The sequence below is a fragment of the Paucisalibacillus globulus genome, from assembly GCF_900184735.1.
Classification (GTDB): domain Bacteria; phylum Bacillota; class Bacilli; order Bacillales; family Amphibacillaceae; genus Ornithinibacillus; species Ornithinibacillus globulus_B.
This window is the reverse complement of sequence record NZ_LT855393.1, coordinates 12,775-34,688: the sequence shown is the minus strand read 5'-3', so window position 1 is coordinate 34,688 and position 21,914 is coordinate 12,775. Positions and strand designations below refer to the sequence as shown.

The window sequence follows — 21,914 nt, the reverse complement described above, 5'->3', positions numbered from 1 at the left end:
AAATAGCTTAATTCTTAAACTTTAAACTAGTTTCTAATTCCTTCACATACTTCAAAGGAAGTAACTTCGATGTGGCAATATAGAGATCACTTATCGTACCTGTAGCTGGAAAAGTAAGTTGGAATGTATTTTTACGTAACTGCTTTGGTGGATAAATTCCTGTGACTAGTTTTCCGTCTTCATTTTCCAGCCAAATAGTAGCTGCCTGTTGAAAATCTTGCTTGCCACTTATTTCATAGGTAACGGTGTGAAGGTCTTTTTCTACTTGAACATCTATTACGGTTAGGCTACCGACATCACCTTGGGAAAGTGTGAATGGTTTTCCTTCCCATTTCTTTCGTACATTCTCAGGTTCATAAGTATGCAGGTCAACTTGATAGGGTTGAATGAGTAAAGACTCTGGAATGGGATCTAAAGGCTCAAATAAGTAGCTAGAGCGGACCAAAATTTTCCCGTTTTCTAATGGCTCCGATGAACTTCCGCCCCTTATCGGTTGAAGGATATGCCCCTTTTCATCCGTTACTTTTAAATTTAAATCCATAGGAAGATGTTTCTGTTCTTCCTGAATAAAATTTTGTACCTGTATTTCAGTTCCGGTTGGGTAAAAGATAATGTTGTCAAAGGTAATCACCTTGGTGTCCATCTTTTTAGTTTCCCTGATAGGGAAGGATTTGGCCACACCTTTTAGTGTAATGGGAATTTCGACCATGTTGGAATCCATACCAGGTGACGACATTCCTAACATAAAGGAATCAGGGATGTTTTCGTGAAAATCAATGGTTATTGTCCCTGCATAGTACCCGTTATCTAATAACTTCCCACCGGCACTCATATGATTAAAGGTTAGTGGTTTTCCATTAAGAGTGAATGCAATGTCTTCTAAGAATTGATTTGTCATAGCACCTTTCTTTGATTTGGATCTGGTTATCATGTAAGCCAGATGTATACTGGAACCATCATAGAGACTTTCTGTTATAAGAATCGTTTCATTTTTTAATTCTAATGTTTTATTTACAGGAATGGCGAGCCCTTTTTTGCTTGCGTGTTGTTGACCAATATCACCAACCATCTCAAAGATGGATTCCTCAGGAGGCTCTGTACTTTCAAATGAAATGCTGTTTGGGTATATGGTAAACGAAAGAAGTACCATACTAACGGCAGATAGGAATAGTTTCATATAAAATCTCCTTCCTAATTCATACCTATTAGTTTCTACATTAAATAGGAAAATTATGTAATGAACTAATATATCAAAATAATTTGATATATCACTTGAACATCAAAATAATTTGATATATACTTTAAACATCAAAAATAGTTGATGTAATGGAAGGGGGATGGCAATGGGAACCAAGGCACAGGAGTTACAAGCTACTTTTAAACAATATGAAAAGACATTCAAGGCACTTGCAGATGAAAAAAGGTTAAAGCTGCTTAATTTGTTAGCAGATTCCAAAGAAGAATCTATCTGTGTATGTGATTTGGAAGAAGAAATGGAAATGGCACAATCCAAGCTATCCTATCATCTAAAAATCCTTATGCAAGCAGATCTAATCGAACGAGAAAAGAAAGGCACTTGGCACTACTATTCTATTAATAATGAAGTCATGAACCAAATACTTTCAGAAGAGTTATGTTGTTTATTCCGAAGAGCAAGTAACGAGGATACATCTGATTTAACTTGTGGTTGTTAAATTAAAGGGGGATGGGACCGTGAAAAACTTACCTACATTAGTCATTGGGGCAGGGCCTATTGGGTTAGCTGCAGCAGCGCATTTATATGAACGGAATGAGGACTTCTTAGTCGTTGAAAAAGGAGAAAGAGCAGGGAGTAACCTTCTGGAATGGGGGCATGTGCAACTATTCTCACCATGGCAATTTAATATGAATTCCGCAGCTAAGAAAATACTACATAACACCGATTGGATAGAACCAGAAGCAGATAAACTTCCAACAGGGAAGGAAATCGTAGAAGAATATCTTGAACCATTATCAAAACTACCTCTGTTCAACGGGAAAATATTATATCATACAGAAGTTACTGCGATTACGAGAAAAAATAAAGATAAAATGAAATCTACTGACCGTGATGAAAGTCCGTTTGTTATTTATGTGAAGTCAAAGGGGCAGACAAAGAAGCTAGAAGCAAAAGCTGTTATTGATGCAAGTGGAACATGGAATAATCCAAATCCTCCTTTTGCGGATGGTGTATGGCAAGACGAGGATTTAAAGCACCGTAACATCACAACCATTCCTAACATTCAAGCAGAAATAGAGAAGTATAAAAACAAACACATCGCAGTAATTGGAAGTGGTCATTCTGCATTAAATACACTGAACGATTTAGCACAGGTTAAGGAACTTTATCCGGAAACAACAATTTCATGGATTGTACGGAAACAACAGGTGCAAGAAGCTTTTGGTGGGGAAGAAAGTGATGCCTTAGAAGCGAGAGGGGCACTTGGTACGAAAACACATAAAATCGTAGACAATGGGGTAGTGAATGTATTTACAGGTTTTCATGTGGAGGAGATTGAACAAGGGGTCAAAGGTTTTACTGTTTCTTCTACAAATGGCGCGGTAGTTCATGAAGTAGATGAAATAATCGTAAATACTGGGGCAAGACCAGATTTCTCATTCTTATCGGAACTACGATTGAAGGTGGATCCTGCAGTGGAAAGCACACCACAACTGGCACCTTTAATTGATCCGAATCTGCATAGCTGCGGGACAGTAAGACCACATGGTGAGGAAGAATTGCGACATCCGGAACATAACTTCTACATTGCAGGAGTCAAGAGCTATGGGCGCGCACCTACCTTTTTAATGACAACCGGGTATGAACAAGTCCGCTCCATCGTTGCGTATATTTCTGGGGACGTAGAAGCGGCTAAGAAGGTGGAGTTAAAACTAACGGAAACTGGTGTATGTAAAGTAAATCCAGCACCAAAACAACTACAAATTATTGGTGTTTCGGACTGTGGGGATGGAAGCAGTGGCTGATAATTCTTCTCCTAATAAAACCTTACATGATCATCCTATTACTATTCGTCCAATGAGAAATGAAGATAATGAGGCAGTATTGCAAATTTATACAAAAGGTATCGAAACTAAAAATGCTACCTTTGAAACCCAAACCCCAACTTGGGAAGTTTGGGATGCGAACCACATATCGCATAGTCGTTTCGTTGCTACTTTTAATGGAATTGTGGTTGGTTGGAGTGCGCTAACACCTTATTCAAGGCGTGCGGTATATCAAGGTGTCCATGAACTAAGTATTTATATTAATCCAGATTATGCTGGAAAGGGTATTGGTTCGAAACTCATGAATACTATTGTAAAGTCTGCAAGAGATAATGGCTCTTGGATGTTACAAGCAAGTATCTTTCCGGAGAATCAAGCAAGTATTTCTTTACACAAGAAGTTTGGTTTTCGTGAAGTTGGATACCGGGAACGAATTGCGCAATTAGACGGAGTATGGCGTGATGTTATTCTTCTTGAGAAAAGGTTCTAATTTCAGAGGTGATATAGGATGGTATTAAATCGCGGTGGAGCTTTGACTAAGGATTACTTTGTGGCATATCTGAAATTAATTATGAATACGAAGGAATGTCCTATAGTGGAGGCAAAAGAGATTGCGTTTCAAAGGCTTTTTCGTGGTAATCGAAATACCTTAGGTTTAGAGAGTTATGAAAGGTTTTTACTTGCCATTGACTCGTTAACAAATTAATAGAAGTAAAAGTTACAAGAATGGAGATAGTAAAGAGTAAAAGGGGTGTAACTATTGGGGCCTTTTACTCGATACAAAATAAATGAAACAGAAGATGGAATTGAAGTTATTCTATATATGGATGAGAATCTAACGGAATTTTCAAGTGAGTTAGGAATTGCCTCCAAGGATCAAGAAACTAATATAGAGAAGGAAGCGGTAAGTTTTGTTAAAAAGCGGTTTCCTTCGTTAAAAGTAAAGAGTGTTAAGGTTATGGCAGGGGCTATGTTACTGACATCTATTGGAATAGGTGCACTTCCTATGACGAAAGCATCTGCAGCAGAAGCTACCGTCACGCAGTCACGGACAGATCCGTCCTCATACATTGTCTCACCAGGTGATACATTGTACAGTATTGCCAAGCAAAAGGGGACAACAGTCGATGCGATTAAACAGACCAATCATTTGTCTTCGGATTTACTAAGCATCGGACAGAAGTTAACCATTCCAACTGGTACGACATCAGCCCCATTCCAGGCGGAAACGACTTCGTATAAGATTGTATCTGGAGATACATTATATAGTATTGCCAAACAAAATGGGACCACGGTGGATGCCATTAAGCAAGCTAATAATCTATCATCGAATATCTTAAGTATTGGGCAGACGCTGAGGATTCCTTCTGGAAATACTTCTCAGACTGCCCCAACACCTATAGAAACCCCATCTCCAGCCCCAACAACCTCCTATAAGGTTGTATCTGGAGATACGTTATACAGTGTTGCCCAACAAAATGGAACCACGGTGGATGCGATTAAACAAGCTAATAACTTATCCACTAATACTTTAAGCATTGGGCAAGCATTGACGATTCCTTCTAGTGGCAGCCCTGCACCGTTGCAAACAACTACAACTACTCATACAGTTGTTTCAGGGGATACATTATTTCTACTTGCTAAGGGAAACGGAACAACAGTGGATGCAATCAAGCAAGCTAATAATCTGTCCTCCGATATCCTGAATATTGGCCAGAAGTTGATTATCCCTACTGGGGTTACAGTAACAACGCCAACGACGAATTCATCGGTCCAATCAGAACAAGAGATAGCGGTGAACCAAGAAGAAGTGGAATGGCTTGCAAAGATGATATACAGTGAAGGTCGAGGAGAATCATTAGAGGGACAGATTGCTATTGGTGCTGTCATTATGAACCGGGTTAATAGCCCTCTTTTTCCTAATGATGTTAAATCAGTCCTATTTGAAAAAAGCTATGGCTATTATCAATTTACACCAGCAGAAACAGGTGTCATTCATACTGCTAAACCAAATGCCCAAAACTATGAAGCAGCAGAACGGGCAATAAATGGAGAAGCCCCAACAAATGGTGCATTGTTCTTCTATAATCCAGACAAAACATCCAGTAGCTATCTAAGAAGTCGAGATGTTTCTACTACAATCGGGAATCATATTTTTGCTTTTTAGAGCTTATTACATCGTAAGGGGCATGCTAGGGACATTTGCTCTTTACGATGTTTGAACTCTACTACCACACCTGATCCAGTTTATTTGCATAAAACCGAATTGCTTTTTCATAGCTTAAAATATCTTTGTCAGAAGTCGTATCGATTAAGGAAGTTAACAATAATTCCATTGCCTTGTCGTGTTCCTTCAAGTTATATAAAGTCATCGCATAAAAGACTTTAAATGTATGATTGTTAGGAAATAATTCTATGCCCTTTTCGAATGTTCTATTTGAGCTTTCGTAGTCACCTAGTGTGCGATAGGTGCTGCCTAGCCCTAACATGGCTCCCTCTAATGTTTCGCCTGATAAGCCTAGTTCAATTGCTCGCACATAATAAGGTACTGCTTTTGTTTCCTCTCCTAATACATCGAAACTCCAAGCACACTGATAATTTATCTCTGGATGATTGGGATATTCTTTCACAAGTTCTAACAATAGTATATTAGATTCGGTTAGCTTTTCTTGTTTTCTTAGTGATATTGCTTTATCTATTTTTTCCATTTACGTTGACTGCCCTTCCCTCTGTTAACTTTCCATTTCGATATATTCCCTAACTAGTTTCCATTCGCCGCTTTCCAATTCCCATGTATACAAACATTTAGCACGGTGTGTTTGTCCTTGAATGGTACTGGACTCCGTACCAAAGATTAAGTAATTCTTCCCGTTCTTCCGTATCGTTGTGGAGAGTACCTCAAATTCCTTATGAGTGAATTCATCATACTGTTCTAAGACTGATACAATATCATAGTCATAATCATATTCTTCCGGTTTTTCAATACCTGAGAAGGCCCAGTATCCGGTGAATTTTTTTGACATAAAGTATTTTATCTCAACATCAGTCTTCGTCTTAAAACCATCGGTCCAGCTATTGTAATACTCTGTTAACACTTCTTCTATATTTTTCATAAACAATTTCCCCCCATACACCTTTTTGGAAATTATAGCATAAATATTTTGAAAGTTAATTATATGTATGAGTAGTGAATTTACAAAGGTGTAGACAATAGAGGTAGCAGTGGGTATAATATGACTAAAATCAGCATAAAATGAACCGAGGATGCTACCGAACATCCCCGGCTCCGCATGGTTTGTAGTTCAGGTGTGGGATCCCCTCTGAACATCTTACAACTGTAAAAATGAACAAAAGAACCCTCACCTTATAGTGATTTAGCCGTCACGGGTGGGGGTTCACTTTTTGTTAATCTTGTCGTCAATTAACTGCCTTACGAACTCCAGCAATGATATCAAAAATGAACCCGCTGCCACTAGTAACATCAAAATTGATATTACTAAATTCTCCAAAGGCACCCCTCCTTTCACCAATCAATTGGTTCCAGAGGGGAGTGAAAATCCCACCCTAACGACTCACCATGCTTATCTTCATTGTAGCCTAAAACAAGTAGTTGGTAATCATTCAATAGTCATGGGTGTCAAAATGGTAAAATATATCTAGTCGTCTATTTTAGCTTGAAGTTCATCCATCTTTTCTTCCAGTCTATCTAGTCGGTCTTTTCGCTTTTTGGCATTCAGAAGTACGAATACTACGAGAATAATCAACAATATAGGGATAGCGAAGAATAGCAATTGAATTAACATATCCCCAACGTGGAACTCACTGATAGATGCTGCTAATGTAAGTGTCACCGATATTACCCCCTTTTAATATTCTTATGCTGTTCTCTAGACAGCTATTTCTTACTATAAGTGTATCACTCTATATTCCAGGTTTCGAGTTGTTTTCCAAAATATTCTGAAGTTCTTTTGATTCATCGATTTCTAGTGTTCCGAGTCCTTCATTTTCATGATCCCAAATCGAAGCTCCGACGTCAGTAAACCAAATAGAAAACTCGTACAGTCTTTCTGGCTTATTAGAATCGGTTGAAATAAATAGAGTTAACTTTACCGATTCATTATCATCTGGCTTTTCTTCACCCTGTTTTTTCTCTATTGTCTCCCAAATAGTTGAAAACTGATGAATAGTTTCTTCCTCCACAATCATTTTGTCTTCCCCTTCAGGAAAATCAATGTCTATTCTGTTAATCAAACTTTCTTTACTGCTACAGCCGGTTATGATTACTAAGGTTAGTAGGATAAATATGAGCCAACCCTTTTTCATTTTGTAGTCCTCCTATAAAATCAGCAGATTTTAGTTGTCATTTAATTGCTATATCATTATTTTAAATGTTTGTTAGAATATTAGAAACAAATAAGGGGGTAAATTGAGTGAAAACGAGTGAAATGATTCAAATCAATAAACAAGGATGGGAGAAGTCTGCGAAACGTTTCTTCGGAAGAACAGCCCTTCCGGAGCTAGGACCACTTGCACCTACAGAGGACGATCTAAATCTTTTTGGGGACATACAAGGGAAAAAGGTACTTGATATTGGCTGTGGGAGCGGTCATTCCCTAGAGTATATGGGAAGTAAAGGTGCTCTGGAACTTTGGGGAATCGACCTGACAACCAAGCAAATTGAGACAGCTACTGAATTGCTTGTGGGACAACAAGCATTGGTGAAGTTGTTCGAATCGCCAATGGAAGAGAACCCAGGTCTTCCAACCAATTACTTTGATATTGCCTATTCCATTTATGCATTAGGTTGGACGGTGGATCTGGAGAAAACACTGGAAAACATACATAGCTATTTGATTCCTGGTGGAACATTTATATTTAGCTGGGAGCACCCGATTCATGACCGTGTGAAACGGGATGGTCCTAAGTTTACTTTTGAAAAGTCCTATCTAGAAGAAGGACCGGAATATAATGAAGCATGGAATCACTCTGTCATTATTTATCATAGAAAGTTAACTACCTATATTAATACGTTGATAAAAGTTGGTTTTGAGATTGAGAAAGTTATAGATGATGTTGTTTTGCCGGATATTGTTCCAGAAGGTAATGATCTTAGGTGGTACTCAGTAGAAAAGGCAAAGTTAGTTCCGGCTACGTTTATCATAAAAGCTAAAAAGAAAAAGTAAGGTTATGTTTTTGACTTTATTTTGAACACTTTCACCTGAATTATGTTTTCATTTTGTAATTGTGACATAATACACAGGTTATTACTTCCTCCCTAGATAAAATAAATGAAAAATTCCTTATGGGAGGAATATTGATGGATTACGTAAGACCAAATGAAGTTATTCAAACCATTGCAGTTGCTGGACAGAAAAAAGCAAACCTATCTATCCTACATATCTTAATAAAAGGATTTTTGTCAGGTGCATTTTTGGGGTATGCCACTACTTTAGCTTACCAAGCTTCCACTCAGACAGGACTAGACATCGTTGGGGCAATAGTTTTTCCAACTGGTTTCGTGTTAATTCTTTTGTTAAATCTAGAACTTGTTACAGGATCATTTGCGATGCTGCCTATTGCGAGATTAAGAGGACTCACCACAACACCGAAGATATTACGTAATTTCACATGGGCTTTTACCGGGAATTTAATTGGTAGTGTGTTTTATGCATTTCTTTTCTATATCGCGATTACTAAGTTTGGTCATTCATTTGATGCAACTGTTATCGATAAGATTATCGCGGTTGCGGAAAGTAAAACGCTCGATTATAAGGGATATGGTAGTAACGGGTATGTGGTTGTTTTTGTAAAGGCTCTATTATGTAACTGGATGGTGACGATGGGTGCCGTGATGGCTTTTACCTCACAGGCAACCATTGGGAAAATTGCTGCGATGTGGATTCCGGTTTTTATATTTTTTGCTCAAGGATTTGAACACGCGGTTGTTAATATGTTTGTCATTCCAGCAGCAATGATGCTGGGGGCAGATATAAGTTTTGGAGATTGGTGGGTGTGGAACCAAATCCCGGTGACCTTTGGTAATTTAATCAGTGGTATTTTGTTTACGGCTATTTGCTTACATACAATTACAAAGGAAAAGAGTAATTCTTAGTAAAGATACCAAATGTTAATCCCACCGTTCTAAATGGTGGGATTAACATTTGGATTTATTTTCTAAATAGGCAAGCCCAAAATGCGGATGTTCCAAATAAATTGTTTTCATCCTCTACATCATTCATCTTCCGTATCTCAATTTCCTCAAAGTCTTTAAAGATTTGTCGAAGTTTCTCTTCTGTAAAGCCAAGTCCTCCCTGCAGATTCCTTCTGCGGTACACTTCCCAATCTGAGATATCAGAACCACCGTACTTTCCACCTTCCTCAAAACAAGTAATGGCGAAGTGTCCCCCAGGTTTCAATGCTGCCATAACTAATTCTATGTATTGCATTCTACGATGGGGTGCAATGTGGTGAAAACAGCCAGAATCATAGACTAGTTCATAAGAATTCTCTTCTATTTCTAAATTGAAAATATTGCTTTTGATAAAGTTAATATCTAGATTTAATTCCTTCGAACGTTCACTGGCCCATGCTAAGGATTCCTTAGATAAGTCAACCGCATCAACTGAAAATCCGTTTTGGACAAGATAAATGGCATTTCTCCCGGGCCCACAGCCAAACTCTAAAGCTTTACCAGAATTCAATAATCCTTTCTGAAAATAGGAATCTAAGTTTTCATCAGGTTTATTCGCAAAGAAGGGGATTGGTTTTGTACGATCTGAATAGAAGTCATCCCAGAATTCTGTTGGCTCACGTAAGAGTGAATCTAGCATGTTTAACAGGTCATCGTAATTGTAAATTGCTTCATTCATTTGGATCCATCCCTTCATAAAACTATTATAATTTTACCATATATTGGGCGGCTGGCGGTGTGGAAACAACAAAAAAACCCTCATTTAGAGGGCTTTCTACTACTTCTTTTCTAGTTCGAAATGAACCGATTTATTCACTCGGACAAGGTATAATAGATTCTCCACGGTCACATCAATATACTCCGAGGATTCGGCAAAACTCTTATAATAAGTTTGAGAAAAGATTCCCTCCGCCATGCTTCCTCCATGTACTTTTCCAATGTCCCCGTTATTATTTCTAGCGGTTATTAAATTTGGAGAACCCGCACTTTCTTCCCCAAAATACTCATTAATGGAGTAGCTGGCTAATTCAATTTGTTGATTTTCTTTCTTAGCCTTGTAAACGATTGTAAATTGCAATCCATCATTTGTGTAGGATACTCGGTCTAAGAAGATACTCGTATCTTTAATTTCGGCAATCTTTTGACTCATATCCCTTCTAGGTAGGCTATCTGAATCCTCAAGTTCTGAAGTATCAATGGTAAACTCATAGGAGTCATTTCCATATAAGTGGATATTATGGATGGTAATCGTAATATCATCTGGAACCTGATTAAATGCTTCTGATTCTATCACAATGTTATTACTTTCTGGTTCTTCATTATGAAAATAAAGTGAGATTAAAGGATGGTCCCCACCAATATCAATGGTTCCATCTCCATTTAGTAATTTAATACCGTCTTCTAGCTCAACCGTTCCATACATTCGATTCTTCGAGACACCCATTTCAAAAGTATGAAGATGAATAGTCCCACCGGGGAAGGTGATAGTTTCGTCTATTGCTGTGGAAACAGTACTTTCATTTTCTTGATCGTATTTATTTGGGATTTGAACTTGATCTAACTCGGAAGGTGAATCTCCTGGTGTAAGAAATAAGGATCCATCCTTAACCAAGGTAATTCCAATTGCTAGGAACCCTATTACGAATGCAACTGTTAACAGTTGTGGTATAACATGTCTTTTACGACGAACCTTGTGAACACGATTAAAGAACTTTTCTTTATCATCTTCCGAGTAAAGCGAATTTTTACCAAAATAGGCATCAAAGTCTTTTTTTGAAAGATTACTCATTGAGAAAATCCTCCTTTAACAAATCTTTCAGCTTTTCCTTGGCCCGCATAATTCTAGTCTTAATTGTTGATGGGTTTACCTTTAATAAATCGCTAATCTCTTGAATGGTGAACTCTTTATAGTACTGCAAAATAAGAACTTCGCGATATTTTATTGGGAGCTTAAGAATAGCTTCTATTACAGTCCGTTTCTGCTCATCGAGAAGATACGTGTTCTCCGGTGTTGAATTAGTAACTTCTCCAGATATCTCTTCCTTCCATATAAAGATTCGATGAAAGGGAGAACGCAGATAATCCTTACATTTATTTGCAGTAATTCGATATAACCAATTTTTCAAGGATGATCGCCCTTGAAAGGTATCTATTTTTTGATAAACCGTAAACAGAACTTCTTGAAAGATATCATCGGTTTGGGCTTTGTTTTTCACATAGGTATAGATAAAACGTTTGAGACTTTCTCCGTACTCATCCATAATCCACTCCATAGCTTCGTCGCGACTCAGGGTGTGGATATAGAGGGGATACTCCATATTCCCGTTCAAGGTTCTCACCTCTCTTTTGTTCTACAATCGATTGTACTAATAAAGACGGATGGTGTACAAAAAAGTCCCAAAATCTTCTTGTGATATAAAAAAGCAGCCAGAATGAACTGGCTGCACAATCAACTCTTCATCTTTGTAATTAATTTGACTAACGATTCCTGACTTAGAAAAGGTGCTAGATTTGCTAAAGCGCTAGGACTTATACTATTTAAATCAGCTTCCTCTACAAGTTTACCAAGTTCTCCTTCACCGAGAAATGGAGCTATGGCGATAAAGGAATGGTCATCCAGTTCAACAGACATAGCTATTTTTCCTAGAGTTTGTTTACTTACGAATGGTGCTAATGCTGATAAGTGATGGCTCTCGGCTTTTTGGCCACTAATGCGTAATGCAAGTTTGTCGGTTGTTTCTTGATCTAGAAAAGGAGCAATAGCCACCACTTTATTAAAGGAAATTTCATCATTTATCGCCTTTTCTACAAGAGTTTTTAGTACGTCGAGTGATACGAATGGTGCAAGCCCCGTAATGAATTTCCAAGGGACACCTTCTAAAGGAATATCATTAATCAGATTATCGATCTCTCCACCGAGAAAAGGACCGAGATGGGCAATATCACCGATGCTTAATGAGTTTCTTTTACTCATTAAGAGTTTAGTTAATAGCTCACTTCTCAAAAATGGTGCTAATTGGACAATGTCTTTGATGGAATAGGAATCATCATCACTAATCCTATTAAATAATTCTTCAAGTGACTCCTCACTTAAGAAGGGTGCCAATTGACCAATATGATGAATGGATAGTTTTTTATCATCAAGATTTTTCGTTACACTATCTATTGAACTTGTTTTAAGTACTGGGGCAATGGATATAAGATCCTCTAATTCAGATTCCCCATTATTCACTAAGTCGGCCGCTTTATGGGTATCCTTTTTCGCGATATTATATACGATTGGTCCAACATTCTTGAATGACTTTTCATCTTTTTTACCACCGTTTAAGAGGTCGTCAACTGATAGATTAAATTCATCTGCAAGTAACACTAATGTACCGATATCTGGTACAGAATCTCCTCTTTCCCATTTCGATACCGCTTGGTGACTAACATTTAATTTATCCGCTAATTCTACTTGGGTTAAATCTTTCTCTTTTCTCAATTTAGAAATGAATGAACCGATTAATTGGCTGTTTAACATAATATGAACCTCCGGGTTAGTTGGTTTAAACAGTGCGCTCTGTTAACTAGAGAATAGCATAGGGGTGTTCAATATGCCTATCAACCGTTAGTTGAATGGGTGTTTTTTGGGGATTCTACTAGCGGTAGAGTTTCATTATGTTAGTATTCTAGATAGAAGTTACTAGGCTAACGTGGCAGAATTGCAGATATGAAAAGAGGTTTAATAGGTAAATTCATAATATATTTTTTAAATAAATTAGTAGATTTTGTAAGTTTTTATAACTTCATAACGTCTTATACATAAGGTGGTGTTTTTTAATGGGTGCAATAGAAGAAAAATCTCAACAATCATTAGATTACTTACATCACAAACCAAGTGAATCTATTGTCGAGATCATGAATATCTATGGGGATGAAATCAAAAGGCTGGTGTTTTCTTACGTCAATAATGAAGTGGATGCAGAAGACGTAACACAAGAGGTGTTTGTGACGGTTTATCAAAAGCTACATACCTATCAAGGGGATTCTTCGCTAAAAAGCTGGATATATTCCATTGCCATTAATAAAAGTAAAGATTACTTGAGAAGTTGGCATTCTAGAAATCAGAAGTTACTTAACAAAATCAAGAACTCAGGCAACCTGCTTGTTGTATCAAAAGAAACACCAGAGAAGGAAACCATCAAACAAGATGAATCAGATAATCTTTTTGAAAAAATTATGGATTTACCTATTAAATATCGTGAAGTCATCGTTCTATATTATTATAAAGAACTTTCGCTTAAAGAAATTAGCAACATTCTAGGACAAAGACTACCGACTATTCAAACAAGGTTGTTTCGTGCCAGAAAAAAATTAAAAGACCTTTTATTAGATGAGAAGGAGGGGTACACATGGATAAACAATTAAGGAATTTGAACTTTGATGACAAAATTCAAACAGTCTTTTCAGACGAAGGCAGACAGAACGTGGTGAAGCGAATAAAAAAGTTAGAAAAAAAGCCTAGATTAAAGCTCTATATTCCTAAGTTCGTGTCCACTCTCGTCGTAACAGGAGTTCTGTTTTTGGGGATTGTACTCATTTCAAATGAATATAATAGTCCTCGTGAAACAAATACCGGGAGTCACGCTTCTGAATCTATTAACGAGTCTAATTCTGAGGATGGTTCCCATTACAGTTTAGATGTTGATAACAATAAAGACCCCGATGAAATAATCAATGGTATAATAGACGAATTCTCTAAAGACCAGTTGAAAGTGGATGCGTATGTTGACAGACAAGATTCAACTTATAATCCATATAATTATAGCTTGTATATGGCTCATTTAGATTCGGCTGTCATGACTGGAAATTACTTTTATCATTCCGCGTTCGAAGGCCCTCCTAATACAATAGAAGAAATTCAATTATATTTAGAAAGCATACTAGAACATTTGAACATGATTGTCTACGAAGAAGAAAGCGAAGAGAGGATTAAAGAAGTGATTGAGTTAACGAATCATGCAATAGAAAGGAAAGCAAATCTTGACGATCCAATTTATGATGAGATACATGACATTCTTCATCAATTAGATGAATACTACAATATGAATCCATTTATAGATGATATAACGACAGAGGGCGGCGCTGTAGTACCAGAAAAAATTAGAGATTTTGAAGCCGAGGCAAGGGAAAGTAAGAAATAAATTCGAATTCAATTGAGGTTAAGAAGACTGGGGGATTGGGGATTTATATTGGATAAAATAACAGTACCCTTTTAGAGAACAGCATACTAAAAAACAACAGACATGGTAAGTTTATAACTATAACATTTCAGAATATTTTGTACAAACATCGTTTTGTGTTATATTTAGTATAAATAAACAAGGACTTCTAACAGGGGGAACCTTATGATTAAACGACTTGTTTTTCTATCATTCTTATCTGTACTTTTATTATCAGCTTGTAGCAATAACGATGAATTATCGGGGAAAACGTTCGATGTTAGCGGTGTGTCGTCACCTGATAATCCTGATAAATTTTACCCTATGATGACATTAGAATTTATAGATGGAAAAGTAATCACTAATTCTATTGCTGGTGAAGAAGGGACATATGTGCTGGAAGATAAAGAACTTGTGATTCAGTTTGAAAATGAACATGAGACTTTAGAAATGGAGTTTACACTTGAGGAAAGTGATAAAGACTTTAGCGAGTATTCAGCAGTTATTAGTGATTCAAGTTTCCAGATGAAAGATTCTGAGCAAGTAAGCAAATATAAAGGATTCTACTTTAATTTACCAAGTTATCAAGTTGAATTTATAGAAAAATAAATATGAAAAAACGCAGAGATATAAACATCTCTGCGTTTTCTGTTTACTTAGTTATAAACATCTGTGTCCAGTGTTGTCCTTGTGATTCATACCCAACACCAATATGGGTAAAGTTTGCATTTAAGATATTCTCACGATGTCCTTGACTATTCATCCATGCTTGTACCACTTCTGCAGGAGATGTTTGTCCTTGGGCAATATTTTCTCCTGCTGAGCGATACGTAATGCCATTATCGCGCATCATATCAAAAGGCGAACCATAGGTTGGACTCGTGTGAGAGAAGTAATTATTTCGTTGCATGTCATTTGATTTTTCACGAGCAACCTGGCTTAATTTTGTATCAATCTGTAATGCAGATAAACCTGCTTGTCGTCTTTCCTTATTGGTTAAGGTAACAACATCACTTTCAAATTGACTAAGTCCATGATTCTCTGTTTGCTGTGGTGCTTGTTGTTGCTGTTGTGGAGCTTGTTGTTGATTATTGTTTCCTGTATTATCTGCATTCGGAACATTTTCCCCATTTTGATTAGCGTTTTGTCCCTGGCGTGGTGTCGTACGGAAATCATATTTAGCATCTTGAGTTTTAATTGGTTGTGTTTCAGGATAATCATTACTAGATTGATCCGTACTCATACTAGATATGTTATCATTGTTGCCGTTGTCATTATTGTTATTATTATCACCCGCATTATCGTTACAAGCAGCGAGAACAATAACCAAGCAGATTGCGAAAAACAGCTTTATTAATGTACCTTTGAACATAAAAAATCACTCCTTTAAAATGGTTTGTTCATAGTATTTGTTTCTTCTGGAAAAATATTGATAATTATTTTTTAAAAATGAGGCTTTCTAGTTTTACGCATTCTATTACCTGAGCTAAACTGAAACTAGAAACTAGTAGGAAGTGATGGATGATGAATACAGTACTTGTTGTGGATGATGATGCACATATTCGAAAGTTAATTAGACTCTACCTAGAAAATAGTCATTATCAAGTGGTGGAAGCAGAGGACGGTCAAGAAGCGCTAGAACTACTTGGTAAACATAGTATTGATCTGGCAATTGTAGATGTCATGATGCCGAATATGGATGGGTATGAGTTAACGGAGGATATACGATCCTTTTTAGATATTCCTATATTGATGGTAACAGCTAAAGGAGAATCACAAGACAAAGTCAAAGGATTTCGGGCTGGGACAGATGATTATCTAGTGAAACCATTTGATCCGGTTGAGTTAATTCTGCGAGTTGAAGTCCTTCTTAAGCGATACAATATTAGTGTGGAAGAAAAGGTGAAAGTCGGATCTGTGGTCATTGATAAGGATAGACTTACTGTTCAATCAGGTGAGAACGTGATTACCCTAAAAAAGAAGGAATGTGAGCTATTATTTGTACTCGCTAGCTCCCCAGGGAAAATATTCACACGGAATCAATTAATTGAAAAAATTTGGGGATATGACTATGAGGGCGATGAGCGTACGGTAGATGTACATATTAAACGGTTACGGGAGCAGCTAGAGGGTTTTGAGGATATTACGATAACAACGGTAAGAGGATTAGGGTATCGGTTGGAGGAGAGCCATGGTTAAAAGTCTCTACCTGAAAATTGTTGGGACTTTTATTGGTGTTGTGATTATCAGTATTTGTCTTTCTTACTATTTAACACCATTCTCCCTAAACCAAGAGAAGATTTTCCGTGAAGAATTATCGAAAATATCAATTGGGTTAGCAGAGGTTATTCAAATAACTGGACCAGAGAGTATTCCGAAATTATTGGATGACTTTGATGATATGGATTTTGATGTACTCATCACCAATGGGAGAGATGTCATTTATGAAAAACAAGGAAATACTTCCATTCCTATTCGAATAGAGGATGTTGAGGAGATTCTAAGACACTCGTTCGATGATCCAGTGGTATTGGTAGATGAGCATAATAGTTCTGCCAGAATAATTGGGGTGCCTATCCAATTAGCGAGTGGCAAATTTGCATTAATAACTCGGATTGATTATGAAGATGAGTTTGAGGATATTCAACAAGGTATATTCATTTCCTTGGTTATCGTGTTATTAATCGGAAGTATGTTAATTGTACTCGCCTCCACTTATTTGGTTAATCCCATTCGAAGGTTAACCCTTGCCGCACGTAAAATAGCCAAAGGTGATTTCTCTGTTCGCGTAGAGAAAACGAACCGGCAGAATCAAGATGAGGTTGGGGAATTAATTGATAGTTTTAATCATATGACAGCAGAATTAGAAAAGATTGATGCGATGCGTGCTGATTTTGTAAGTAATGTTTCGCATGAGATTCAATCACCGCTAACCTCCATAAAAGGGTTTACGAAAGCGATTATGGATGATGTGGTACCTAAAGACAACCAAAAGGAATACTTAAACATTATCTATCAAGAAATTGAACGTATGTCCCGGTTGAGTGATAATCTACTACGAATAGCCTCACTGGATTCGGAACATCATCCATATAATCCAAGGTCTTACCGATTAGATGAGCAGATTCGAAATTCTGTCCTTACAACGGAGCCTTTGTGGAGTAAAAAGAAAATTGATATGCAACTAACCATAGAACCTGTTGAGATTTACGCCGATAAGGATTTAATGGAGCAGGTATGGCTAAATTTAATTACAAATGCTATTAAGTATACAGACAAGGAAGGTAGTATAGATATAAACATACGAATTACCTCTAGCCAAATTAAGGTCAGTGTTAGGGATTATGGTATTGGAATACCTAAGGATGCACTACCTAACCTTTTTGGTCGTTTTTATAAAGTAGATCGTTCCAGAAACCGATCGATTGATGGAAATGGATTAGGGTTGTCCATTGTTAAGAAAATCTTAAACATCCACAAATTTACTATTAAAGTGGATAGTGAAGAAGGAAAAGGCTCTACTTTTACAGTAAATATTCCATTGAGTCAGTAAGTGAAGGATGAATGTTTTAAAATATGAAACGCTCCAGTTATTGGTGCGTTTCTTAATTTCGGTAACTTTTTTTAAGCGGAAGTACTAAAGTAATGTCGCTTAGTTGGTTGTAACGTGATAAGTAGTAATATGCTAGTTAGCACAAACATTATGATGGCCCCCAGCACAACTACGAATTTAATGGGGAATATCATGGTTAAAGCAGCAAATAAAGAAGTAGCGATAATGACTAATAATGCTTCCAGAAAACCGTATATACTCCCAATCCGTCCAATCACCTCTACAGGAATATTATTTTGGTAAAAGGTATAAAAGCCAGTATTGGCAAAAGCAAGTGAAAACCCCAGCAAAAATACCCCGACAGATGCCATCATAAACTGACTAGAAAAAGCAAAAATGAGATATCCAATCGAAACCATGAGTGATCCCATGCTAATAAGGAAAACTATCGTAAGTTTCTTTGTAAATATGGCATTGATGAAAGACCCAATCAAAATGCCTAAACCGGCAATACTTACGAGGATAAGATAATCACTATCTGAAAGAGAGATTACTTCTTTTGCAAAGGATACTTCCAGTGAATCAACTGCTGTCTGCATCACAATGAAGACACTAAATAGGAAATAGATAATCATGACATAGGCAAACCGACGACTAAACTGGATGACTACTTTTAAATCTTCCTTAATTAAGTTTAGCGTTAATCTTGGCGTAGTTGCATTAGGTGAAATATGCTTTTCGACGTTAGGCATGAATAGGGTAATGAATGCTGAAAGGTATAAAGCAAATGCATTCATCATAATGGCATAGAGTGGTGACTCTACCAAAAATAATAGCGCCCCAATTGCAGGACCTAATAAAAAAGCTCCAGAATCAAGCAGACTTCTCAAAGAATTAAATCGTTGCCTCTGTTCCCTTGGAATTAGTCTTGTAACATAGCTAACAGAAGTAGGTTCAAAAATAGAAGTTGCAATATTAATCAAGAATACCAGCAAATAAATTACCCATAGTGCATGGATTGACATTGCTAAACAAGCGATTAATGTTGCTTGAATGATGTCCAAGATTATCATGAGATGCTTTTTGTTTACTCGATCAATGACACTGCCGCCCCATAGATTGGTGAATAAAGTAGCTAAAGGCTTTATGATATAGAGTATGGCTACTGCAAGTGGAGAACCGGTCATATTAAATACAATGACATTTAAGGCAAGAAAATATATCCATGAACCAATACTTGCTATTCCAATTCTAACTAATAAAATGGCAGGGTATCTCCAATATTCTACGACCTTTCTAATCATCACATATAAACCTCCTCATTGAACAAAGTAGAGTCCATTAAACAAAAAAATCCCACCCCCAAGACATTCATCTTGGGGGCGAGATTCTGAATAAACGATATTCGCGGTGCCACCCCAGTTTGTTAATATGTCGCCATATTAACCTCTTTAAGTACGGCAGCACAAAGACTGCTTATACTCTAGCTCGTTAACAGGAGCTCCTGTCACGCCATCATCAATTAGAATCCTGCGCGATGCTCGGAGGCTTGTTTCAATGAAATACTTCATACTCCTTCTCAGCAATCTGGAGCTCTCTGTTATGACGACATTTCATTTACTCTTCTCTTCATTGCATGTTCCTATAAAATTTCATACATTATAGCATTATGGGAATTTCCAGACAAGACTCTTTCTTTAAATATCCAACTATGCTTCATGATATGAAAAATTTTTTTAATTATTTTTTATAGTTCATATTCAGTTCATATTATTTTTTTATAATAATGTTACACCCAGAAAAGTACAATTATTTTTATATTTGTGCAACAAAATACAAAGTTATTTCGTATATAACAGTAAGGAGATAATTTAATGTATAAATCTGGGAGGATATTGTCAAGCCTTAGATATAGAAATAAGAGACACCAGGGGGATCTGACATGTTCTTTCATCCAATGGATTTTATAATACTTATTGCTTTTGGACTCGCCATGTTGGCACAGACAAGAGTGAAGAGTAATTTCCGCAAGGGTTCCAAGAATAAAGCTTCTTCTGGAATGACCGGAGTAGAGGTAGCAAGGCGAATCTTAGATAGTGAGGGGCTTTCGGATGTCAAGATAGAGCTTTCTAGAAGAGGAGCATTATCAGATCACTATGACCCGACTGCTAAAGTAATTCGTTTATCTGAACCAGTTTATCGAGGGAATTCTATTTCCTCACTGTCCGTTGCGGCTCACGAGGTTGGGCACGCCATCCAACATGCGAATCATTATTCCATGTTAGTTCTCAGGCATAAGCTTGTTCCATTTGCTAATATTGGTTCGCAGCTAGCACCATTCTTATTAATTGCAGGCTTTCTACTAGATATGCTGAATTTAATTGGAATTGGTATCATTCTCTTTTCGGCAGCTGTGATATTTCAACTGATTACATTACCAGTAGAATTTGATGCTTCCAATCGTGCAAGAAACAAGCTGCTAGAACTCGGTTTGATTACCAATCATGAAGAGAGAGGCGTTAAAAAGGTTCTAAATGCAGCAGCCCTAACCTATGTAGCTAGTACATTAATTGCGGTACTTGAGCTAGTTAAATATATAATGATTTTCCGAGAAAGAGAAAATTAATAAAAGGTGGTATTAACATGAATCTACCAATGACTGATATGCCGAGCTTTATAAAAAAAGAAGTAGATAAATTGAATGATACAATTCACCCGTTCATCAAGAAAGTTTCCAAATATTCTTTTTGGGCATTTCCGTTGATTACTTTTTCTTTAATTAATCTATTCTTTATGCTGGTTGTGATGCCGGATAACAGAACAATTGTAGCTCTAATATTCTATGCGATTATGGGAGCTTTTGGATTTGCTCTATCAAAAGAGGCAAAGCATCAACGTAAAGAAATTCTCAAAATGAGTGAAGCTTTTATCGTCAAGCGCATCAAGAAAAGTAATGTGATTACAGATACTGTTAAAGAGCGCTATATCAAGAATGTGAAAGAACAACCTGGATTTGCAATGAACCACTTTATTAGATTCCTAGAAGAAGAAAATCGCTTGATGGATCAATAGTGTTAGTCTTGGAGGGATTTCGTGGAAATATTAGCAGAGCAGGAATATATAAAGATAGAACGTAAAGTTAATAGCCTTGAGCAAGTTGATATCGAGCATAAACGGTTTCTAAGCCTTTACACCGATAAAATCACGAGTTACCATCGTGAATTTCCCATCCAAGAAGTGCTCGATATGTCCTATCGTCAAATAGGTGGTGAAGGAGCAGGCCTTCTTTACCTACATACGACTCGTGGCGTTTATTCATATACTGTGAAATCCAATCCGATGCAATTCGTAAATGTATTCAAGCAGTATGTTAAAAAGTAACTTACTAAATTTCGAATTTAGATAGAAATGGGGAATGGTAATGTCTGTTATGATTTATGGTGCAGCATGCTCATCAACTAGAAAAGCTAAAGAATGGTTTAGAAAGAATAATATAAACTTTGTAGAACGAAATATACTAAAGGAACCATTAACGGTCCCAGAATTACAACAAATCCTAAGTAGAACAGTAGAAGGAACGGAAGAAATAATTTCTACTAGATCAAAAGTGTACAAGGAACTTAATGTGGATATCGACTCCCTTCCACTTCAAGAATTACTAGAATTAATTCATAAACACCCAAGACTCTTAAGAAGCCCAATCATGCTAGACGAAAAAAGACTACAAGTAGGATTTCACATCGACGACATAAGACAATTCCTACCAAGACAAACCCGAGAAATACAATGGCGCAGGTGGCGCATGAACTACCTACCAATGACCGAGATAGTGAAGTAGTCTGTTAGTAGTTTTTTAAAATAGTTTTTTAAATAGCTTATAGGGTAAAGATAATCAATAAACATTATAGCACTGAGCGGCCCGAATACACGGAGACTCCTTGAA

At 37.0% G+C, this 21,914-nt stretch carries 28 protein-coding genes and 1 other annotated feature; of the genes, 16 read left to right on the top strand and 12 right to left on the bottom strand.

From position 1 onward, the window contains the following. Positions 1–7 precede the first annotated feature (7 nt). A complete protein-coding gene (locus tag BN999_RS12620; RefSeq protein ID WP_096271885.1) occupies positions 8–1,177 on the bottom strand; it encodes a DUF4179 domain-containing protein in 1,170 nt (389 codons plus the stop codon). A gap of 166 nt (positions 1,178–1,343) precedes the next feature. Here BN999_RS12620 and BN999_RS12615 point away from each other — a divergent pair, with 166 nt between their 5' ends. Genes BN999_RS12615 through BN999_RS12595 form a run of 5 tightly spaced genes read left to right on the top strand, consistent with a single transcriptional unit; the run spans position 1,344 to position 5,191 of the window. Next, positions 1,344–1,694 (top strand): ArsR/SmtB family transcription factor, encoded by a 351-nt coding sequence (locus BN999_RS12615; protein WP_096271883.1) that lies wholly within the window; start codon positions 1,344–1,346, stop codon positions 1,692–1,694. 19 nt (positions 1,695–1,713) lie between these two features. Next, positions 1,714–3,003 (top strand): NAD(P)-binding domain-containing protein, encoded by a 1,290-nt coding sequence (locus tag BN999_RS12610; RefSeq protein WP_096271881.1) that lies wholly within the window; start codon positions 1,714–1,716, stop codon positions 3,001–3,003. Beyond that, the gene (locus tag BN999_RS12605) at positions 2,996–3,514 is read left to right on the top strand and encodes a GNAT family N-acetyltransferase (RefSeq protein ID WP_255247460.1); all 519 of its coding nucleotides are present in this window, start codon (positions 2,996–2,998) and stop codon (positions 3,512–3,514) included. Before BN999_RS12610 ends, BN999_RS12605 begins: the two co-directional genes overlap by 8 nt. An 18-nt stretch (positions 3,515–3,532) precedes the next feature. Continuing rightward, on the top strand, positions 3,533–3,730 hold the full coding sequence (locus tag BN999_RS12600; protein WP_096271879.1) for a hypothetical protein: 198 nt from the start codon (positions 3,533–3,535) through the stop codon (positions 3,728–3,730). Positions 3,731–3,784: 54 nt separating this feature from the next. After that, positions 3,785–5,191, top strand: a complete 1,407-nt coding sequence (locus BN999_RS12595; RefSeq protein WP_096271877.1) for a LysM peptidoglycan-binding domain-containing protein — start codon at positions 3,785–3,787, stop codon at positions 5,189–5,191. Between the two features lie 61 nt (positions 5,192–5,252). Here BN999_RS12595 and BN999_RS12590 read toward each other — a convergent pair whose 3' ends face one another. The 5 genes from BN999_RS12590 to BN999_RS12570 form a co-directional block, all read right to left on the bottom strand. Next, complete coding sequence (locus BN999_RS12590) at positions 5,253–5,732, bottom strand: tetratricopeptide repeat protein (RefSeq protein ID WP_096271875.1); 480 nt, start codon at positions 5,730–5,732, stop codon at positions 5,253–5,255. A 24-nt stretch (positions 5,733–5,756) separates the two neighbouring features. Then, complete coding sequence (locus BN999_RS12585) at positions 5,757–6,137, bottom strand: DUF4440 domain-containing protein (RefSeq protein ID WP_096271873.1); 381 nt, start codon at positions 6,135–6,137, stop codon at positions 5,757–5,759. 282 nt (positions 6,138–6,419) lie between these two features. After that, positions 6,420–6,506 (bottom strand): hypothetical protein, encoded by an 87-nt coding sequence (locus tag BN999_RS21225; RefSeq protein ID WP_373453635.1) that lies wholly within the window; start codon positions 6,504–6,506, stop codon positions 6,420–6,422. Between the two features lie 174 nt (positions 6,507–6,680). After that, positions 6,681–6,875, bottom strand: a complete 195-nt coding sequence (locus BN999_RS12575; protein ID WP_096271869.1) for a hypothetical protein — start codon at positions 6,873–6,875, stop codon at positions 6,681–6,683. A 70-nt stretch (positions 6,876–6,945) separates the two neighbouring features. After that, entirely contained in the window at positions 6,946–7,347 is a 402-nt protein-coding gene (locus BN999_RS12570) for a hypothetical protein (RefSeq protein ID WP_096271868.1), read from the bottom strand. 122 nt (positions 7,348–7,469) lie between these two features. Between BN999_RS12570 and BN999_RS12565 the strand changes: the two genes are divergently transcribed. Together BN999_RS12565 and BN999_RS12560 are read left to right on the top strand one after the other, a co-directional pair. Continuing rightward, on the top strand, positions 7,470–8,207 hold the full coding sequence (locus tag BN999_RS12565; protein WP_096272387.1) for a class I SAM-dependent methyltransferase: 738 nt from the start codon (positions 7,470–7,472) through the stop codon (positions 8,205–8,207). Between the two features lie 134 nt (positions 8,208–8,341). After that, positions 8,342–9,136: a formate/nitrite transporter family protein gene (locus BN999_RS12560; protein ID WP_096271866.1), complete on the top strand. Its 795-nt coding sequence runs from the start codon at positions 8,342–8,344 to the stop codon at positions 9,134–9,136. A 55-nt stretch (positions 9,137–9,191) separates the two neighbouring features. Here the strand turns inward: BN999_RS12560 and BN999_RS12555 are convergent, their stop codons facing one another. The 4 genes from BN999_RS12555 to BN999_RS12540 all read right to left on the bottom strand — a co-directional run bounded on the left by BN999_RS12555 (position 9,192) and on the right by BN999_RS12540 (position 12,737). Next, entirely contained in the window at positions 9,192–9,893 is a 702-nt protein-coding gene (locus BN999_RS12555) for a class I SAM-dependent methyltransferase (protein WP_096271864.1), read from the bottom strand. Positions 9,894–9,992: 99 nt separating this feature from the next. After that, entirely contained in the window at positions 9,993–11,003 is a 1,011-nt protein-coding gene (locus BN999_RS12550) for a hypothetical protein (protein ID WP_096271862.1), read from the bottom strand. After that, a complete protein-coding gene (locus BN999_RS12545) occupies positions 10,996–11,475 on the bottom strand; it encodes a sigma-70 family RNA polymerase sigma factor (RefSeq protein ID WP_373453632.1) in 480 nt (159 codons plus the stop codon). The genes BN999_RS12550 and BN999_RS12545 overlap by 8 nt, the downstream gene beginning before the upstream one ends. Before the next feature lie 188 nt (positions 11,476–11,663). Then, positions 11,664–12,737: a helix-turn-helix domain-containing protein gene (locus BN999_RS12540; protein WP_096271860.1), complete on the bottom strand. Its 1,074-nt coding sequence runs from the start codon at positions 12,735–12,737 to the stop codon at positions 11,664–11,666. 299 nt (positions 12,738–13,036) lie between these two features. Here BN999_RS12540 and BN999_RS12535 point away from each other — a divergent pair, with 299 nt between their 5' ends. From BN999_RS12535 to BN999_RS12525, 3 genes are all read left to right on the top strand, one after another. Then, on the top strand, positions 13,037–13,624 hold the full coding sequence (locus BN999_RS12535) for a sigma-70 family RNA polymerase sigma factor (protein WP_096271858.1): 588 nt from the start codon (positions 13,037–13,039) through the stop codon (positions 13,622–13,624). Next, complete coding sequence (locus tag BN999_RS12530) at positions 13,609–14,400, top strand: hypothetical protein (RefSeq protein ID WP_096271856.1); 792 nt, start codon at positions 13,609–13,611, stop codon at positions 14,398–14,400. Before BN999_RS12535 ends, BN999_RS12530 begins: the two co-directional genes overlap by 16 nt. Positions 14,401–14,604: 204 nt before the next feature. Beyond that, positions 14,605–15,027, top strand: a complete 423-nt coding sequence (locus BN999_RS12525; protein ID WP_096271854.1) for a hypothetical protein — start codon at positions 14,605–14,607, stop codon at positions 15,025–15,027. Between the two features lie 43 nt (positions 15,028–15,070). On the opposite strand, the gene BN999_RS12520 is transcribed toward BN999_RS12525, so the two are convergent. Beyond that, positions 15,071–15,790, bottom strand: coding sequence for a CAP domain-containing protein (locus BN999_RS12520; RefSeq protein WP_096271852.1), 720 nt, complete (start codon positions 15,788–15,790; stop codon positions 15,071–15,073). 152 nt (positions 15,791–15,942) lie between these two features. Here BN999_RS12520 and BN999_RS12515 point away from each other — a divergent pair, with 152 nt between their 5' ends. Both BN999_RS12515 and BN999_RS12510 read left to right on the top strand, forming a co-directional pair. Further along, a complete protein-coding gene (locus BN999_RS12515; protein ID WP_096272384.1) occupies positions 15,943–16,617 on the top strand; it encodes a response regulator transcription factor in 675 nt (224 codons plus the stop codon). Further along, positions 16,610–17,971 carry a sensor histidine kinase gene (locus tag BN999_RS12510; protein ID WP_096271851.1) on the top strand — a complete coding sequence of 454 codons (1,362 nt, stop codon included), beginning with the start codon at positions 16,610–16,612 and terminating at the stop codon, positions 17,969–17,971. The genes BN999_RS12515 and BN999_RS12510 overlap by 8 nt, the downstream gene beginning before the upstream one ends. A gap of 71 nt (positions 17,972–18,042) precedes the next feature. On the opposite strand, the gene BN999_RS12505 is transcribed toward BN999_RS12510, so the two are convergent. Further along, positions 18,043–19,272: an MFS transporter gene (locus tag BN999_RS12505; RefSeq protein WP_096272382.1), complete on the bottom strand. Its 1,230-nt coding sequence runs from the start codon at positions 19,270–19,272 to the stop codon at positions 18,043–18,045. 74 nt (positions 19,273–19,346) lie between these two features. Then, positions 19,347–19,613: a binding site (T-box leader), on the bottom strand. Between the two features lie 300 nt (positions 19,614–19,913). On the opposite strand from BN999_RS12505, the gene BN999_RS12500 reads away from it, so the two are divergent. From BN999_RS12500 to BN999_RS12485, 4 genes are read left to right on the top strand one after another with little or no spacing between them, the layout of a single operon-like run. Further along, the gene (locus BN999_RS12500) at positions 19,914–20,597 is read left to right on the top strand and encodes a zinc metallopeptidase (RefSeq protein WP_096271849.1); all 684 of its coding nucleotides are present in this window, start codon (positions 19,914–19,916) and stop codon (positions 20,595–20,597) included. Between the two features lie 17 nt (positions 20,598–20,614). Further along, positions 20,615–21,043, top strand: coding sequence for a YwnF family protein (locus BN999_RS12495; RefSeq protein WP_096271847.1), 429 nt, complete (start codon positions 20,615–20,617; stop codon positions 21,041–21,043). 21 nt (positions 21,044–21,064) lie between these two features. After that, entirely contained in the window at positions 21,065–21,352 is a 288-nt protein-coding gene (locus BN999_RS12490) for a hypothetical protein (RefSeq protein WP_096271845.1), read from the top strand. 40 nt (positions 21,353–21,392) lie between these two features. After that, entirely contained in the window at positions 21,393–21,809 is a 417-nt protein-coding gene (locus BN999_RS12485; RefSeq protein ID WP_096271843.1) for a Spx/MgsR family RNA polymerase-binding regulatory protein, read from the top strand. Positions 21,810–21,914 lie beyond the last annotated feature (105 nt).

Bases quoted from the DNA above. Each gene is read 5' to 3' on its own strand.
- BN999_RS12620 (WP_096271885.1), bottom strand. From the start codon at position 1,177: ATGAAACTATTCCTATCTGCCGTTAGTATGGTACTTCTTTCGTTTACC.
- BN999_RS12615 (WP_096271883.1), top strand. From the start codon at position 1,344: ATGGGAACCAAGGCACAGGAGTTACAAGCTACTTTTAAACAATATGAA.
- BN999_RS12600 (WP_096271879.1), top strand. From the start codon at position 3,533: ATGGTATTAAATCGCGGTGGAGCTTTGACTAAGGATTACTTTGTGGCA.
- BN999_RS12590 (WP_096271875.1), bottom strand. From the start codon at position 5,732: ATGGAAAAAATAGATAAAGCAATATCACTAAGAAAACAAGAAAAGCTA.
- BN999_RS12585 (WP_096271873.1), bottom strand. From the start codon at position 6,137: ATGAAAAATATAGAAGAAGTGTTAACAGAGTATTACAATAGCTGGACC.
- BN999_RS21225 (WP_373453635.1), bottom strand. From the start codon at position 6,506: ATGTTACTAGTGGCAGCGGGTTCATTTTTGATATCATTGCTGGAGTTC.
- BN999_RS12570 (WP_096271868.1), bottom strand. From the start codon at position 7,347: ATGAAAAAGGGTTGGCTCATATTTATCCTACTAACCTTAGTAATCATA.
- BN999_RS12565 (WP_096272387.1), top strand. From the start codon at position 7,470: ATGATTCAAATCAATAAACAAGGATGGGAGAAGTCTGCGAAACGTTTC.
- BN999_RS12560 (WP_096271866.1), top strand. From the start codon at position 8,342: ATGGATTACGTAAGACCAAATGAAGTTATTCAAACCATTGCAGTTGCT.
- BN999_RS12555 (WP_096271864.1), bottom strand. From the start codon at position 9,893: ATGAATGAAGCAATTTACAATTACGATGACCTGTTAAACATGCTAGAT.
- BN999_RS12550 (WP_096271862.1), bottom strand. From the start codon at position 11,003: ATGAGTAATCTTTCAAAAAAAGACTTTGATGCCTATTTTGGTAAAAAT.
- BN999_RS12545 (WP_373453632.1), bottom strand. From the start codon at position 11,475: ATGGATGAGTACGGAGAAAGTCTCAAACGTTTTATCTATACCTATGTG.
- BN999_RS12540 (WP_096271860.1), bottom strand. From the start codon at position 12,737: ATGTTAAACAGCCAATTAATCGGTTCATTCATTTCTAAATTGAGAAAA.
- BN999_RS12535 (WP_096271858.1), top strand. From the start codon at position 13,037: ATGGGTGCAATAGAAGAAAAATCTCAACAATCATTAGATTACTTACAT.
- BN999_RS12530 (WP_096271856.1), top strand. From the start codon at position 13,609: ATGGATAAACAATTAAGGAATTTGAACTTTGATGACAAAATTCAAACA.
- BN999_RS12525 (WP_096271854.1), top strand. From the start codon at position 14,605: ATGATTAAACGACTTGTTTTTCTATCATTCTTATCTGTACTTTTATTA.
- BN999_RS12520 (WP_096271852.1), bottom strand. From the start codon at position 15,790: ATGTTCAAAGGTACATTAATAAAGCTGTTTTTCGCAATCTGCTTGGTT.
- BN999_RS12515 (WP_096272384.1), top strand. From the start codon at position 15,943: ATGAATACAGTACTTGTTGTGGATGATGATGCACATATTCGAAAGTTA.
- BN999_RS12510 (WP_096271851.1), top strand. From the start codon at position 16,610: ATGGTTAAAAGTCTCTACCTGAAAATTGTTGGGACTTTTATTGGTGTT.
- BN999_RS12500 (WP_096271849.1), top strand. From the start codon at position 19,914: ATGTTCTTTCATCCAATGGATTTTATAATACTTATTGCTTTTGGACTC.
- BN999_RS12495 (WP_096271847.1), top strand. From the start codon at position 20,615: ATGAATCTACCAATGACTGATATGCCGAGCTTTATAAAAAAAGAAGTA.
- BN999_RS12485 (WP_096271843.1), top strand. From the start codon at position 21,393: ATGTCTGTTATGATTTATGGTGCAGCATGCTCATCAACTAGAAAAGCT.